General features: G+C 40.8%; 14 protein-coding genes. 8 read left to right on the top strand and 6 right to left on the bottom strand.

Features of this window, described 5'->3' with window-relative positions; all coding sequences use genetic code 11:
• Positions 1–51: 51 nt before the first annotated feature.
• The 4 genes from ACP5P5_RS10715 to kbl are packed head-to-tail and all read right to left on the bottom strand — an operon-like array spanning position 52 to position 3,799.
• The gene (locus ACP5P5_RS10715) at positions 52–642 is read right to left on the bottom strand and encodes a tetratricopeptide repeat protein (RefSeq protein ID WP_428286106.1); all 591 of its coding nucleotides are present in this window, start codon (positions 640–642) and stop codon (positions 52–54) included.
• Positions 639–1,700, bottom strand: a complete 1,062-nt coding sequence (locus ACP5P5_RS10720) for a VWA domain-containing protein (RefSeq protein ID WP_428286107.1) — start codon at positions 1,698–1,700, stop codon at positions 639–641. The genes ACP5P5_RS10715 and ACP5P5_RS10720 overlap by 4 nt, the downstream gene beginning before the upstream one ends.
• 54 nt (positions 1,701–1,754) lie before the next feature.
• Positions 1,755–2,606: a penicillin-binding transpeptidase domain-containing protein gene (locus ACP5P5_RS10725; RefSeq protein ID WP_428286108.1), complete on the bottom strand. Its 852-nt coding sequence runs from the start codon at positions 2,604–2,606 to the stop codon at positions 1,755–1,757.
• A 5-nt stretch (positions 2,607–2,611) separates the two neighbouring features.
• On the bottom strand, positions 2,612–3,799 hold the full coding sequence (gene kbl / locus ACP5P5_RS10730) for a glycine C-acetyltransferase (protein WP_428286109.1): 1,188 nt from the start codon (positions 3,797–3,799) through the stop codon (positions 2,612–2,614).
• A gap of 274 nt (positions 3,800–4,073) precedes the next feature.
• On the opposite strand from kbl, the gene ACP5P5_RS10735 reads away from it, so the two are divergent.
• A complete protein-coding gene (locus tag ACP5P5_RS10735) occupies positions 4,074–5,423 on the top strand; it encodes an APC family permease (RefSeq protein ID WP_428286110.1) in 1,350 nt (449 codons plus the stop codon).
• 114 nt (positions 5,424–5,537) lie between these two features.
• Here ACP5P5_RS10735 and mqnC read toward each other — a convergent pair whose 3' ends face one another.
• The gene (gene mqnC, locus ACP5P5_RS10740; RefSeq protein ID WP_428286111.1) at positions 5,538–6,662 is read right to left on the bottom strand and encodes a cyclic dehypoxanthinyl futalosine synthase; all 1,125 of its coding nucleotides are present in this window, start codon (positions 6,660–6,662) and stop codon (positions 5,538–5,540) included.
• Positions 6,663–6,897: 235 nt separating this feature from the next.
• Between mqnC and ACP5P5_RS10745 the strand changes: the two genes are divergently transcribed.
• From ACP5P5_RS10745 to ACP5P5_RS10760, 4 genes are all read left to right on the top strand, one after another.
• Positions 6,898–8,121 (top strand): aspartyl protease family protein, encoded by a 1,224-nt coding sequence (locus ACP5P5_RS10745; protein ID WP_428286112.1) that lies wholly within the window; start codon positions 6,898–6,900, stop codon positions 8,119–8,121.
• An 87-nt stretch (positions 8,122–8,208) separates the two neighbouring features.
• Positions 8,209–9,450 carry a M16 family metallopeptidase gene (locus ACP5P5_RS10750; RefSeq protein WP_428286113.1) on the top strand — a complete coding sequence of 414 codons (1,242 nt, stop codon included), beginning with the start codon at positions 8,209–8,211 and terminating at the stop codon, positions 9,448–9,450.
• Entirely contained in the window at positions 9,447–10,727 is a 1,281-nt protein-coding gene (locus ACP5P5_RS10755) for a M16 family metallopeptidase (RefSeq protein ID WP_428286114.1), read from the top strand. The genes ACP5P5_RS10750 and ACP5P5_RS10755 overlap by 4 nt, the downstream gene beginning before the upstream one ends.
• 11 nt (positions 10,728–10,738) lie before the next feature.
• A complete protein-coding gene (locus ACP5P5_RS10760; protein WP_428286115.1) occupies positions 10,739–11,089 on the top strand; it encodes a phage holin family protein in 351 nt (116 codons plus the stop codon).
• A 40-nt stretch (positions 11,090–11,129) separates the two neighbouring features.
• On the opposite strand, the gene mutY is transcribed toward ACP5P5_RS10760, so the two are convergent.
• On the bottom strand, positions 11,130–12,197 hold the full coding sequence (gene mutY, locus ACP5P5_RS10765) for an A/G-specific adenine glycosylase (protein ID WP_428286116.1): 1,068 nt from the start codon (positions 12,195–12,197) through the stop codon (positions 11,130–11,132).
• Positions 12,198–12,413: 216 nt separating this feature from the next.
• Here mutY and ACP5P5_RS10770 point away from each other — a divergent pair, with 216 nt between their 5' ends.
• From ACP5P5_RS10770 to ACP5P5_RS10780, 3 genes are all read left to right on the top strand, one after another.
• Positions 12,414–12,704 carry an HU family DNA-binding protein gene (locus tag ACP5P5_RS10770; protein WP_428286117.1) on the top strand — a complete coding sequence of 97 codons (291 nt, stop codon included), beginning with the start codon at positions 12,414–12,416 and terminating at the stop codon, positions 12,702–12,704.
• Positions 12,705–12,724: 20 nt separating this feature from the next.
• Positions 12,725–13,576 (top strand): tetratricopeptide repeat protein, encoded by an 852-nt coding sequence (locus tag ACP5P5_RS10775; RefSeq protein WP_428286118.1) that lies wholly within the window; start codon positions 12,725–12,727, stop codon positions 13,574–13,576.
• A gap of 330 nt (positions 13,577–13,906) precedes the next feature.
• A complete protein-coding gene (locus ACP5P5_RS10780; RefSeq protein WP_428286119.1) occupies positions 13,907–15,457 on the top strand; it encodes an Rne/Rng family ribonuclease in 1,551 nt (516 codons plus the stop codon).
• The last annotated feature ends 63 nt before the right edge of the window (positions 15,458–15,520 follow it).

Genomic DNA, 15,520 nt, shown 5'->3' on the forward strand with positions numbered 1-15,520 from the left:
TATAGTTTTTATACAATGATTTACTTAAACAAATGAGTGCATGAAAAGTTGCTACCAGTCTTTTTCCGTATTCACCGGCTTAAGTTTTTGTTTTTCATATTGCTGTAGCTCTTTCTCTTGCTGCCGTAATTGGTTTAGCAAATTATCGGCTTGTTGTTTGTTCAATGGGTTTTTAGGTTGTGGTTTATTTTGCTGATTATTTTGCTGTTGTTTTTTTTGTTCATTCAATGCTTTCTGCAAATTATTGCGTGCAGAATCACTGTAAGGATTCAGCAATAAACTTTGTTTCCAGGCATTAATGGCATTTGCTAATTGTTGTTGCTTAATGGCTGCAACACCTGAATTGTAATAAGCTTTGGCTTTTAAATCATTGTCATTCGTAACGGCTGCTGCCTGTTCAAATTGTTTAGCTGCCGCCTCATAATTTTTTTGTTGTTGTAGTGCGTTGGCTTTATTAAACAATGCAATACTATTATTGGGGTTCAGCTCCAGCACCTTGTCGTACCATTGTTCAGCTTCATTATAACGGCCCGATTGGTAAAACTGATTGGCTTTATACAATAAGGCCTGTTCCTGATTATTTTGTGCTCTGGAACCAATGGCCGGCACAACAAAAACTAATATGGCTATCCATTGCTTCATGTTGATAATACTTGCTTCGGTTGCATAAGCTTGTTTTTTGCCTGTTGTTGGTTAGGCTTTACTTTGCGTTTACTGCGTTTTTTCTCTGAAATAAAAACTTCTAACAAAAGTAAAACAAGTGCCACTGCCAGAAAAGCTGCATAATACAAGGTGTATTGAACATAACCGCCATTATTGTTTAATGGTTTGGTTTGCATGCTGTTTAATTGAGCTGCTATTTCATTAGCCACTTGCGTAGTGTTATCTAAAAAATAATATTGTCCATCCGTAGTTTGTGCTAACGACTGCAATAGGGGTGCATCCAATCGGGAAATAACGGTTTTGCCATTCGCATCTTTTTTGTATAGGCCGCTTTCTAAAATAGGAGCCCCTTGTGCGGTGCCAACGCCAACAGTATATAAAACCGTGCCATGGTCGGCTAAGGTGGTAGCAGCTGTGGCAGCCCCGGCATCTAAATCTTCTCCATCTGTTACCAACACAACAGCTTTGTATTTTTTCTCTTTATCATCCAATGAAGCGTCAGCCAATCTTAATGCAGCGCCAATATTGGTACCCTGAACAGGAGCTAAATCGGGTGAGGCATTATCAATAAACAATTTTGTGGCTACCGCATCGGGTGTTAACGGCATTTGTAAATAAGCTTCTCCGGCAAACACCACCAATCCTATGCGGTTATGTTCTATGTTGGGCACCAATTGATTTAAAAAGGTTTTGGCCTTTTCTAAACGATTGGGGGGCACATCCTGACTCAACATGCTTTTACTTACATCCAATACCAGCATTACATCAATACCATTGCCCTTGCTCCCTTTTTCGGATTTCGGACTTCTTAAGTTAGCCCAGGAAATAACGATTAATGCAATGGCAATTAATAATAAAGTAACTTTTAGTCCATAACGTTGCGGCAGATAGTTATTGGTTAGTTGCTGCACCAACTGAGCATTACCCAGCATTTTTCGGGTACGCTTTTTAAAATGTATGGCAGCAAAATAGGCCAACAGCAGGGGTAAAAGCACCCCTAATGCCCATAAATAATGTGGTTGGCCAAAATGTATCATGTGCTGCAAGCTACAGGTTACTGTTAAAAAGGAAAAACTAAATTGTTGTTTACCCTATTTCTTTCCTTTAAAAAAGCCCAAATGCGAAAGCAAATCGCGGGATAATTGCAGGTTAGTGGTAGCTAAAGCCACATTACCCGATGCTTCCGTATTCAGTACAAAAAAATAAGGGTGCTTATTTTCTTCTATCCATCCCAATACCCAGCCTACTTGTTGTTGGTTAGGCAAAACGCCTTCACCGGTAATATATGCCAATTGATAATTGGCATTGTTTTCCTTCATCAATAATCTTTTTATCAAAACTTGCCAGGTTTTATCAAATGGCAACTGACCAAAATACAAGCGTTTAATCAAACCCAACTGTTCGTCGGCGGTAATGGTAAGGGTATTATTCATCCAAAAACTATCAACACTATTGCCTATTTGATGATTGCCATATTTCAAACTATCTAACCAAAATTGCATTTTTTCCTTACCGGTTCTGCGTGCAACTTCCTGAAAATAGGCAGTAATATTGTGCGCCATGGCCGTATCAAAATTGGGACTATGATTACTGCTGTCGTTGTTGCCTTGTGCAACAGCGGCAGGGGTTAATGGAATAACCATTCTTTCATTCGCAATAGTACCCGTTTGTAAACCAATTAAGGCTGTTACAATATTGAAGGTGGCATTGGGTTGATAAGCAGAATCTAAATACTGTTTAAAATGGTAAGTCGTAAAACTGCCTGCTCCATTATCAAATAAAGCAAAACTGCCGGTTACGCCATGTTGGGTAAAATCATTACCCAGTGAAGCATCTTCATGAATGTTATTGGAATTACATGCCTGCAACCAAATAACAGGTAACAGCAATGCCCAACTTTTTAAAAACCGAAATCTCCTTAAAAAACGACTACCTTTTTGCATAGCAACTATTTTAATACATTTAATTGTTTACCCACTTTTATAAACGCCTGAATGGCATGGTCTAAATGTGCCTGTTCGTGCGCTGCACTTAATTGTACGCGAATACGCGCCTGGCCTTTGGGCACAACAGGGAAAAAGAAACCAATTACATAAATACCTTCCTCTAATAATGCAGCCGCAAATTTTTGTGCTAAAACCGCATCGTACAACATAATGGGTACAATAGGATGTTCTCCGGGTTTAATATCAAAACCTGCTTCGGTCATTTTAGTTCTGAAATAGCGGGTATTGTATTCCAGTTTATCGCGAAGGGCAGTAGTTTCGGTTAGCATGTCTAATACGGCAATACTGGCTCCTACAATGCTGGGGGCTAAGGTGTTAGAGAATAAGTAGGGGCGCGACCGCTGACGCAACATTTCAATAATTTCTTTACGTCCGCTGGTAAAACCTCCACTGGCACCACCCAATGCTTTACCCAGGGTACCGGTAATAATATCAATGCGACCCATTACGCCACGATATTCATGAGTACCCCTTCCGGTTTTGCCCAAAAAGCCGGATGAATGGCTTTCATCTATCATTACAATAGCATTGTAACGGTCGGCCAAATCACAAATTTTATCCAATTGGGCAATGGTACCATCCATACTAAAACTACCATCGGTAACAATCATGCGGCTGCGACAACCGGCAGCAGCTTTCAATTGTTGTTCCAAATCGTCCATGTTATTGTGCTCATACCGAAAGCGTTGTGCTTTGCAAAGCCTTACTCCATCAATAATAGAAGCATGGTTCAATGCATCGCTGATAATGGCATCCTCTTCATTCAACAGTGGCTCAAATACCCCACCGTTGGCATCAAAGGCAGCTGCATATAAAATGGTATCTTCTGTACCTAAAAAAGTTGAAATCTTCGCTTCAAGTGTTTTATGAATATCCTGTGTGCCGCAAATAAATCGTACACTGCTCATGCCATAACCGCGGGTATCAATGGTTTTGTGTGCCGCTTCAATTACTTTCGGATGTGCCGATAACCCCAAATAATTATTAGCGCAAAAGTTTAATACTTTCTGTCCGTTTACCATTATTTCAGCACCTTGTGCACTGGTAATAATGCGTTCTTTTTTCATTAAGCCGGCTTCGTCAATGGCAGCTAATTCCTGCCGAATGCGTTCAACAAAAGCTTCATTCATAGTGCATTTTTTAGGCCACAAAGGTAGGGAATGCCTATGGCTTATAACCGTTTTTGTGCTACTATGTTTAGGTGTTGTTCTTTTGCCGTTTTTACCCGTTAAATGGGGTAATAGCCGAGCTATAGATAATGGGGAAATAAAAAATGATTGCTGCTTATTACAAATATACTATGGCAAAATACCCGAAAACAAATATTTTTTATATTAATAAGAAATGAACTGTTTCTGCTCCTTGACTTTATTTCCCTTAATTTAGTGCCGCATTAATTGGGGTGTGCAATTTGTATTGGCGGCATGGCTTAGCCCTATTCAAATTTTAATAAAAAAGGGATTGAAAAAAATTAGTATTTACACGGCAGCAGCCATTGTTATTGCCAACATGATTGGTACCGGTGTATTTACCAGTGTAGGCTTTCAGTTGAATGCTATTCAAAATAGTTGGAGTATTATCAGCTTATGGTTTTTTGGTGGGGTATTGTCTTTATTTGGAGCTTTTGCTTATGCCGAATTAGGCACCCATTACAAAGAATCGGGTGGCGATTATATTTACTTGTCCCGTATTTTTCATCCCATGCTGGGCTATTTATCGGCCTGGGCAGGTTTAACAGTGGGTTTTTCAGCACCGGTGGCTTTGGCAGCAATGGCTTTTACCCAATATTTATCGCCTGTGTTAGGGTTGCCCACCCATACATTCATGGCCATTGCCATTATAGTGGCTATTGGTTTACTGCACAGTTTCACTTTAAAACATAGTAGTCGTTTGCAAAACAGCAGTACGGTACTGAAAATCCTATTCATTGTTGTATTAATCATTATTGGTGTGGCAGCGGCAGCGCCGGCACAAAATGCATTGCTATGGAATACTTCCTGGCACCACGAAGTTGTGCAACCCGGCTATGCAGTGGCCATGGTATATGTGGCTTTTGCTTATACGGGTTGGAATGCGGCGGCTTATGTGGTTGATGAAATGGATAACCCACGCCTGCATTTGCCCCGAGCCCTTATTGGCAGTACCCTTTTTGTAATGGTGGTGTATATGTTATTTCAATATGTGCTGTTAAAGCATGCTACCGTCAATGCATTAAAAGGTAAGGAATCTGTTACGTTTATTGCGTTCAATAATGTTTTGGGTGCAAAGGGCGCCAAATGGGTCAGTGCTTTTATTGCCTTGCAATTAGTTGCAACCATTAGTTCATATATATGGGTGGGTTCAAGGGTTACGGCTGCCTTGGCCCGGGAACACCGCTTATGGCAACCCTTTTCCATTAAAAACAAGCATGGCATTCCTATTTATGCCATTTGGTTGCATGTGGCTATTGCCATTGTGTTGCTGTTAACCGGCTCGTTTGAAAAAGTATTGTTGTATGCGGGCTTTGTGTTACAGTTGATGGCTTCTTTAACCGTGGCCACCAGTTTGTTCACCCAACCGAAACCTTTTCCTACCTATAAAAGTCCTTTTAAGCCGGTATTGCAAATTATTTTTCTATTGTTCAATGCCTGGGTACTCATATTTACCTTAATTGATAAACCCGTGGAAAGCTTGATTGGTGTGGGCATATTGGTAGCAGGGTTGGTACTGTATGCATTTGATAAACCGGTGAATACAGTCAACCCAACTAACTAGTCCATCAAAAAAGTACCTGCTAATGTTTTGCCTGGGGAACAAGCATCACCAACCATTCGGTCCAATATATTTGTCAATACGGAACGAATGGCCGGGATTTATTCCAACTCATTGTTAATAGTTAATCACCTGTTCTTCTATGGTTTCGGGAATGTTGCGCCATTCATATTGCTGATTACGCAATTGGGGTTCAAAACCGGCTTCGCGAATGGCTTCCTGAATGGTTTTATAAGTGAACCGATGGGGGGCACCGGCTGCACTCACCACATTTTCCTCAATCATAATACTGCCAAAATCATTAGCGCCGGCATGTAAACAAACCTGTGCTGTTTGTTTGCCCACCGTTAACCAACTGGCTTGTATGTTCTTAATATTGGGCAACATTATTCTGCTCAGGGCAATCATGCGTATGTATTCATCAGCAGTGGTTAAGTTATGTACACCACGAATTTTTGCCAATAGGGTATCCACATCCTGAAAGGTCCAGGGAATGAAGGCCAGAAATCCTTTGGCTGTTTCGGGTTTTAAGGCTTGTGTATCGCGAATGCGTTTAAGGTGTATGAAGCGTTCTTCAATCGTTTCAACGTGGCCAAACATCATAGTGGCACTGGTGGTAATATTTAGTTCATGGGCTTCATGCATAATGGCCAACCATTCATCGGCACCACATTTGCCTTTTGATATCAATCTTCTAACACGGTCAACCAATATTTCCGCACCCGCACCGGGTAAGGAATCCAAGCCGGCTTCTTGCAAGGCTTTCAGCACTTCGCGGTGGGTTGAACGCTCCAACTTGGTAATATGGGCTACTTCCGGAGGGCCCAATGCATGCAATTTAATGGTAGGGAATTCTTGTTTAATCTGTCGGAAAATATGGGTATAAAAATCCAACCCTAATTCCGGATGATGACCTCCTTGTAACAGCAATTGGTCGCCGCCATAACGCAGGGTTTCCTGAATTTTTTTCCGATAGGTATTCATATCGGTAATATAGGCTTCTTTATGTCCGGGAATGCGGTAAAAATTACAAAACTTACAATTCGCAATACAAACATTGGTGGTATTTACATTTCGGTCTATTTGCCAACTCACTTTGCCATGGGGTACTTGTTTTTGGCGTAAGGTATCGGCCACCACCATTAATTCGGTAAGGGGGGCATGTTCAAATAAAAACATCCCTTCTTCTACACTTAAAAACTCCAGATTCAGGGCCTTTTGGTACAAATCGTTCAACTGCATAATAATCATTTAAAACAGTAACAAAGGTAGGGGGCATAAGGTTGAAATGTCAAATCCATTTCTATAACGGCCAATGTATTGTGTAAGATAAAGCCGCTATTACTGTCATTACCTTTCACCATTCATGGGGTTTTTATGCCATTCCCCTAATTTAGGTCTGCAAAATTGGTTACATGTCAAAAATTAGTTACATTCATTAATAAGGGCAAATTAGCAAATGCATCTTTTATCCCGCATGAAAATTGTTACTTCATTTTTACTGATCATTGCTTGCTGCACCGGTACCTTGCTATCGGCTCAAACGCCGTTGCCGGTTACTAAAACATTTGAACAAACCCTGCCCAAACCCATGGCCAGCTTTGGTTTTATTCAATTGAGCGGTGGCATCATTATTTTAAAAGCGCAGTTAGATAGTATTCCCGATTCCCTCAATTTTATTTTGGATACAGGTAGTGGCGGCATTTCCCTCGATTCTTCAACCGTTGATGAATTTCATTTGGAACGGGTGCATACCGACCGCACCATCCGCGGTATTGCCGGTATTAAAACAGTGGATTTTACTTATCGCCATACCCTGCATTTCCCGGAGTTAACGCTCGACAGCCTCGACTTTCACATTAATAATTACGATTTATTAACCAGTGTATATGGCGTAAAAATTGATGGTATTATTGGGTACACTTTTTTTAGTCGCTATGTGGTGAGTGTTGATTATGATAACCATACCATTGGTGTTTACGAACCCCGGAAGTTTAAATATCCCAAAGGCAATGGCGGATATGTATTGCAACCCCGCTTTAGTACATTAATATATCAACCTGCTGCCATTACCGATGCCCGCAAAGTATTAAGCCGCTTTATTTTTGATACCGGTGCCGGTTTGTATTTTTTAATTTCAGAAAGGTTTATGAAAGATAGCAGTTTGCTGAAGCGGAAACGTAAGCTCTATCCCACACAGGCCGAGGGGTTGGGGGGGAAAAAAGAAATGCAATTAACGGTGGCAGAAAAAATTAAAATCGGTCCTTTTCAATTCAGGAAAGTACCCTTGCTGATTTTTAGCGATGATTACAACATCACCAGCTATCCCTTTTTGGGTGGTATATTGGGGAACGATTTAATGAGGCGCTTCAACACCGTATTTAATTATCCCGAACGCAGCATTTATATTGTTCCCAATAAACATTTTCAAGATCCTTTCGATTATTCCTACACCGGATTGGGTATTTATTGGGTAAATGGTGCTGTAACCGTGGTGGATGTAATGCCCGGATCACCGGGTGAAAAAGCAGGTTTCAAGCCCGACGATGTTATTGTTGCCATGAACAACGTGTTTGCACAAAACATTCAAATCTTTAAAAATATCTTGCAAAATGCAGGTTCACGCATTAAAGTAATTGTACAACGGGAAGGTCAATTAGAGACACTCGATTTAAAAGTGGTGAACATATTGCGGCGTTAAACCCTGCCGCCTTTGCGTTATGCTTTGGTAAACATATTTGCCCACTCCGCAATTTTGTTGCTACTTTGCACACCTTATTTCAATAGTATGATTGAATTTAATCGCTTTGTTTTAGAGAATGGTTTAAGGGTACTGGTGCATGAAGATAATTCAACCCCCATGGCGGTGGTGAATGTGTTGTACGATGTGGGTGCCCGTGATGAAAATCCCGAAAAAACCGGCTTTGCCCACTTGTTTGAGCACCTGATGTTTGGCGGCAGCAAAAACATACCGGATTATGATGAACCCCTGCAACGTGCCGGTGGTGAAAATAATGCCTATACCACCGATGATGTAACCAATTACTATTGCCAATTACCGGCTAAAAATATTGAAACGGCTTTTTGGCTGGAAAGTGACAGAATGCTTTCACTGGCATTTAGCAAAAAAAGTTTGGAAGTACAACGGAAGGTGGTTTGCGAAGAGTTTAAAGAACACTACATTAATAAACCTTATGGCGATATGTGGCACAAAATGCGGGCCTTGGCTTATCAGATACACCCTTATCGCTGGTTAACCATTGGTAAAGAATTAAGCCATATTGAACAGGTGCAGTTAGACGAAGTGAAAGCATTTTTCTTCAAACACTATCGCCCTGTTAATGCCATTTTAGTAGTGGCCGGAAATGTTACTACCGAACAAGTAAAGCAATTGGCAGAAAAATGGTTTGGCGATATTCCCATGGGTGAAAAATATGAACGCCTTTTACCCGCCGAACCTACACAAACGGCCCCGCGTACATTAGAAGTAACCGCCGATGTTCCTTTGCATGCCATTATGAAAACCTGGCACATGGCCGGCCGTTTACAGCAAGGCTATTACGTGGCCGATTTAATTACCGAAATTTTAGGCGGTGGCAGTTCATCGCGTTTATACCAATCATTGGTAAAAGAGCAGCAATTATTTTCCGATATTCAATGTTATCAGTTAGGCGCTATCGACCCCGGTTTGGTTACTATTCAGGGTAAATTGGTAAAAGGGGTTACCATGCAACAGGCCGAAGCCGGCATTAATGCGGTTATTCAGCAAGTGGTGGAACAACCTGTTTCCGAAATAGAATTAACCAAAATTAAAAACCGAACAGAAAGTGTTATTGTATTCGAAGATATGGCGTTAATGAACCGTGCCAGCAGCTTAGCTTATTACGAGTTATTGGGCAATGCCCATCTAATCAATGAAGAGTTAAGTCGGTTTCAGGCGGTTACTACGGCTGATTTGCAGCAGGGTGCAGCCGCTATTTTTAATCCGAACAATGTGAATACACTTTATTATTATAGCCAACATTTATGATCAATAGAAAACAACAACCCCATATAACCGATCCCATTCATTTGCCCCTACAATTACCGGCAGCGGAAACATTTACCTTATCCAATGGTGTTCAGGTTTATGCCGTAAAAGCCGGCGCACAGGAGGTAGTGCAATTAGAATTGGTTTTTGATGCCGGCAACTGGTACGAACAAAAAAATATTGTTGCCGCCAGTACTAATTTTTTATTAAAGAATGGCACCCGTCATAAAACAGCCTTTCAGTTAAATGAACAGGTTGAAATGTATGGCGCTTATTTAAACCGTGCTTGTTATTTTGAACGTGCTAGTGTTAGTTTACACAGCCTAAGCAAATTCTTGCCTCAATTGTTGCCCCTGGTGGCCGAGGTATTGAGCGAATCGGTTTTCCCGGAAGAGGAAATTCAAATTTATTGCCAAAATATGCGGCAACGCCTGGCCGTTAATTTGAAAAAGCCCGACTTCGTGGCCAATCGTTTAATTGATGCCTATGTGTTTGGCGAGCAACATCCTTATGGTAAGTATAGCCACTTGTCCGATTACGATACATTAACCCGCAACGAAATGTTGCAGTTTTTCCAACAATACTATCAAAATGGTCATTGCACCGTGTTCATTGCCGGTAATTTACCGAATGATATTGAAGTTTTGCTCAATAACACTATCGGACAACTATCACTTAACGGTACTGCATTGGTGAAGCCGGTATATCCCATACAACCGGCGGCACAAAAAAAATATTTTGTTTTGAATGATGATAATGGCGTGCAGGCTGCTATTCGCCTGGCACTGCCATTTCCTGAGCGCCACCATCCCGATTTTTTAAAGGCTCAATTGCTGAATACGGTGCTGGGTGGTTATTTTGGTTCCAGGCTCATGAGTAATATTCGCGAAGACAAAGGCTATACGTATGGTATTCATTCTTACATCCAATCCTTCCAACAACAAAGTTTGTGGATGGTAAGTACTGAAGCCGGGCGGCAGGTAAGCGAAGCCGCCATTGAAGAAACGTACAAGGAAATGTTGAAACTGCAACAAGAGCCAATTCCTGAAGCGGAACTGAGCTTGGTGAAGAACTTTTTAATCGGTACCCTGTTGGGCGATATTGACGGTCCTTTTCATATTATTGAACGCTGGAAAAATTATGTGTTGAATAATATGCCCATGAATTATTTTGATATTACGGTGGAGAATATTAAAACTACCACAGCAGAAGAATTGCAGCAATTGGCGAAAAAATACCTGAATCCCGAAAATTTTTACGAACTTCAGGTAGTATAAACGAAACCAATATGATTTCATTCCTTTCAAAAGTGTTGTTTACCTCGGTAGCTGTATTGGTGGCTACCTACATTTTAAGTGGCGTGCATGTAAACAGTGCCACTACTGCTATATTAGTAGCAGTAGTATTAGGGTTGCTCAATACTTTTGTAAAACCTATTCTTATCATTCTCACCATTCCTTTTACCATACTTACCCTGGGTTTATTTTTGCTGGTGATTAATGTGCTGATTATTAAATGGACCTCCGAGCTGGTACCCGGCTTTCGGGTAGATGGCTGGTGGTCAGCACTTTTCTTCAGTATCATTGTGTCGTTGGTGTCTTCCTTCATTGAAGGACTGGTGCGTAATAATGAAGCATAACTATACAACGCATAGGCATTGTTGTAGCTACGGTATCTACCTATTTGGGTAGATTTAATTGCTGCATGAGTTGGTGTATTAATTTGGGAAATGGTTTTTCGGAAATTTTTGTCCAAGGCACCTTTTCATACTGTTGTAATGCCGGTATGGGTTGTTGCAGCCGTATGTAAATCATTACACCCGTAATTTGTTGATGGGTTAATTGCTGTACTTCTTTGGCAGAAATTTGCAGGGTCTCAAATGCCGTAACATTCCATTGTTCCTGCAACCATTGGGCAATGGTGGTATTATTCCATGCTATGTCTTCCTCACTTTCAATTAAATAAGGCTCATACAGGTTTTCCCAAACATCTTTACGGGTACGTTTGTGCAGGTAAACGCTGTTGCGGTATTCCAGTAAAAAATAGTAAAAGCGCCGTTTCTTTTTTTGTATGGTTTTTTCTTTCACCGGAAGTTGTTGTTGTATACCGGTTTGGTGTGCTTTACAAATGGACAATAAAGGGCAACTACTACAATGGGGTAGCGTTGGTTTACAAATGGTAGCCCCCAAATCCATCATGGCCTGGTTATGCCAATCGGGGCGTTGTTGATTCAATACCTGTTGCGCTAATTGCGTAAATTGTTTTTTCCCTTCTGTACTATCAATAGGAGTATCAATGGCAAACACACGGGCCAACACCCTAAACACATTTCCATCTACCACGGCATAAGGTAGTTGAAAAGCAAAGGAGGCAATGGCTGCGGCAGTGTAGGGTCCCACACCTTTTAATTGCAAAAGGGCATCATAGTCTGCCGGAAATTTTCCCTTGTATTGTTGCACAATGGTTTTAGCAGTTTGCAATAAATTTTTGCAGCGACTGTAATAGCCCAATCCTTCCCATAACTTAAACACCGCTTCTTCGGGTGCTTTGGCTAATTGGGTAACGGTAGGGTAGTGCTGTACAAATCTTTCGTAATAGGCTAGCCCTTGTTCAACCCGGGTTTGTTGTAAAATAATTTCGCTCAGCCAAATTTTATAGGGGTCTTTTTCTCCTTTCCAGGGCATGGAGCGTTTGTTATGGTGCCGATGCCAGTGTAACAACAATTCGTCAAAATGGGGTGCATGCATATAGGCGCAAATTTGCCTTAAAATCGGCATTTAACCATCAGGCAATTTATTGCAGAAAAAAAAGGGGTATTTGCGGATAATTGCAATATTATGTAAAACGGCAACTTATAAATATCTTTGCAATCAGTCACTAATATGTAGTATTTTTTTTTATTTTCTTGCAAAACTCATTTTTTGTGTTAATTTTAAAGAACTGTTCATCCGAAAAGCTTTTTTATGAGAAAATCAGATCTCATTACCGTTATTTCTGAAAAAACCGGCATCCCCAAAGTAGATGTTCTGGTTACGTTGGAAACCATGTTAGGAGAAATTAAAACCAATTTAGCAGCCGGCCGAAATATCTATATTCGGGGTTTTGGCAGCTTTGTTACCAAAAAAAGGGCCGCCAAAATTGGTCGTAATATTAAGTACAATACCATTGTAGAAATACCTGAACATTTTGTCCCCGCCTTTAAGCCGGCAAAAGAATTTATGGAAGAAGTGCGTACCAAGCTCAAGTCGGAATAACTTTGCGCAAAATTGAGCGTGTGAAAAAAAGTCAAATTGTATTAGTCATCGCTTCCGTAGTGGCGGTTGTGTTATTGTTTGTATTTGGTAAAGTTACTGCCCCCAAATCGGCTGCTAATCAAGCACCCATGGCGCAACAGGAAGCAGGTGCTCCTCCTGCCATTCATTTTGCAGATATATTACAAAAAGCCCGTCAGCAGTTGACCCCCGAACAAAATCAACGTATTTTATCGTTAGAAAATGCCGTTACCCGTGGCGATGTGAAGGACCAGCAATTGCACGTCTACCACCAGTTAGCCCGCTTTTGGAAAGATTCCGCCCATGTATTTGAACCGTATGCTTACTACATGGCACAAGCAGCTAAGTTGGAGAATTCCGAAAAAAGTCTCACATTTGCCGCCCAACTGTTTGTAGATAACCTGCTGACAGAGAATAATCCGGCCATGCAACACTGGTTGGCTGAAAACGCAAAAGATCTTTTAGATAAGGCATTGGTATTGAATCCGAATAACGATTCCAGTAAAATTGGACTGGGGGCTTGTTATATGTTTGGCAATATTTCCGATAACCCTATGCAGGGTATTTTACCCGTTCGGGAAATTGCACAAAAAGATTCTAATAACCTGTATGCACAAATGGTATTGGGCTTGGGTGGTAAAAAAAGCGGTCAATTAGATAAAGCCATTGAACGGTTTCAGTTCATTGTTCGCAAAGACCCCCATAATTTGGAAGCTATTTTTCAGCTGGCCGAAACCTACGATATGCAAGGCGATAAAGCCAATGCTATTCACTGGTACGAAACAGCGAAAAACATGATTAATAACGATGCCATAAAAAAAGAAATTGACAAGCGTATTAACGAACTAAAATAAATTATTAAACAAAAAAATCAGACAGCGTATGCCTTGTGGTAAGAAAAGAAAACGTCATAAAATTGCTACTCACAAACGTAAAAAACGTTTAAGAAAAAACCGTCATAAGAAAAAGAATAAATAATATTTCTTATTGGTTACTCTATTTGTTAAGGTCTCCGTTGGTTTCTACCGGAGGCCTTTCCTTGGTTTCACAACGTGTATTTGCCGCGCCTATTATTGCTGCAACTTTACCTTCCTTCCCTTTGGGTAAATACATGCGTGATTACTCTTAATGCCCTGCTATGAATGCAGCGCATCTTATTGTGTATTTATAAAGTTGCAACATTTGTGAACAAAGAATTAATTATTAACGTTTCGCCCGGTGGAGTTGAAATTGCTTTGCTGGAGGATAAAAAACTGGTTGAGTTACACACAGAAAAGGCCGATGCCAATTTTGCTGTAGGCGATTTATATTTAGGGAAGGTAAAAAAACTAATACCCGGCCTCAATGCTGCTTTTATTGATGTGGGTTTTGAAAAAGATGCTTTCCTGCATTATACCGACCTATCGCCTTTTGCCCGCTCCTTATTGAAGTTTACCCAAATGGCTATACACGATAAAGGAGAAACTCCTTTCGACTTCAGTCATTTTAATGTAGAGCCGGAAATTGTAAAAACCGGTAAAATTAATGAGGTGCTAAACGGCAAGCCCAGTGTTTTGGTGCAAATTTTAAAAGAACCCATTGCTGCTAAAGGGCCCCGCCTCAGTTGTGAAATCAGCTTACCCGGTCGCTTTGTAGTATTAACCCCTTTTAATGAAATTGTAGCCGTTTCCAAAAAAATTCATTCGGCTGAAGAGCGTAAGCGCCTGCAAAAAATTGTAGAAGCCATTCGTCCCAAAAATTTTGGCGTTATTGTACGCACTGCGGCGGAAGGTAAATCTACCGCAGAATTGCACCAGGATCTTATTTCCCTTACCGAAAACTGGAAACAAATTCAGCAGAATTTGAAGGGTGCCGTTGCCCCTGCCAAAATTATGAGCGAGCAGGATAAAACCACCAGCATGCTGCGCGATTTGCTGACGGTTGATTTTAATCGGGTTGTGATTAACGATAAAAATATTTACAACGATACCAAGGCCTACATTCAAAAAATTGCTCCCGATAAAGCCGATATTGTTACGCACTACAATGGTCCTTTACCCATATTCGACCAGTATGGCATTACCAAACAAGTAAAAGGCTCATTTGGTAAAACCGTGAACCTGCCCAGTGGGGCCTATTTAATTATTGAACACACCGAGGCCCTGCATGTTATTGATGTAAATAGCGGCTATAAAAGCGTTAGCAATAACCAGGAAGAAAATGCCCTGCAAACCAATTTAGAAGCAGCAGAAGAAATTGCCCGCCAATTGCGCCTGCGCGATATTGGTGGTATTATCGTAATTGATTTCATTGATATGAAATTGCCCGATAATAAGCGTAAGCTGCAAGATGCCATGGAAGAATACATGAAAAACGATCGGGCAAAACATGCCGTATTGCCTATATCAAAGTTTGGTTTAATGCAAATTACCCGCCAGCGTATGCGCCCCGAAGTAAATATCAATACTTCGGAAATTTGCCCTGCCTGTGGTGGTACCGGTATGGTTACGCCTTCTATTTTGTTGGAAGATGAAATGGAAAAACGCCTGCAATACCTGGTAAACCATGGCCATCGCCAAATTGAATTGCATGTGCATCCCATTGTATTTGCCTATTTAACCAAGGGATGGTTTACCAATATTGTAAAAAAATGGAAAAAGAAATTTGCCATCAAACTAAAAGTGTTACCCAATAATAATTACAGCTTTATTGAATACCATTTCTTCGATGAAAATGAAGAGGAAATTAAGTTCTAAATCAATGAATCCTAATTCCCATAAAAAGGGCTGTCCTCGGGCAGCCCTTTTTATGTGCCTACC

The sequence above is a fragment of the Hydrotalea sp. genome (genome assembly GCF_049968455.1).
Lineage (GTDB): Bacteria > Bacteroidota > Bacteroidia > Chitinophagales > Chitinophagaceae > Hydrotalea.

Excerpts from the sequence above, each read along its gene's own strand:
- ACP5P5_RS10715 (WP_428286106.1), bottom strand. The coding sequence starts at position 642 with ATGAAGCAATGGATAGCCATATTAGTTTTTGTTGTGCCGGCCATTGGT.
- ACP5P5_RS10720 (WP_428286107.1), bottom strand. The coding sequence starts at position 1,700 with ATGATACATTTTGGCCAACCACATTATTTATGGGCATTAGGGGTGCTT.
- ACP5P5_RS10725 (WP_428286108.1), bottom strand. The coding sequence starts at position 2,606 with ATGCAAAAAGGTAGTCGTTTTTTAAGGAGATTTCGGTTTTTAAAAAGT.
- kbl (WP_428286109.1), bottom strand. The coding sequence starts at position 3,799 with ATGAATGAAGCTTTTGTTGAACGCATTCGGCAGGAATTAGCTGCCATT.
- mqnC (WP_428286111.1), bottom strand. The coding sequence starts at position 6,662 with ATGCAGTTGAACGATTTGTACCAAAAGGCCCTGAATCTGGAGTTTTTA.
- ACP5P5_RS10745 (WP_428286112.1), top strand. The coding sequence starts at position 6,898 with ATGAAAATTGTTACTTCATTTTTACTGATCATTGCTTGCTGCACCGGT.
- ACP5P5_RS10750 (WP_428286113.1), top strand. The coding sequence starts at position 8,209 with ATGATTGAATTTAATCGCTTTGTTTTAGAGAATGGTTTAAGGGTACTG.
- ACP5P5_RS10755 (WP_428286114.1), top strand. The coding sequence starts at position 9,447 with ATGATCAATAGAAAACAACAACCCCATATAACCGATCCCATTCATTTG.
- ACP5P5_RS10760 (WP_428286115.1), top strand. The coding sequence starts at position 10,739 with ATGATTTCATTCCTTTCAAAAGTGTTGTTTACCTCGGTAGCTGTATTG.
- mutY (WP_428286116.1), bottom strand. The coding sequence starts at position 12,197 with ATGCATGCACCCCATTTTGACGAATTGTTGTTACACTGGCATCGGCAC.
- ACP5P5_RS10770 (WP_428286117.1), top strand. The coding sequence starts at position 12,414 with ATGAGAAAATCAGATCTCATTACCGTTATTTCTGAAAAAACCGGCATC.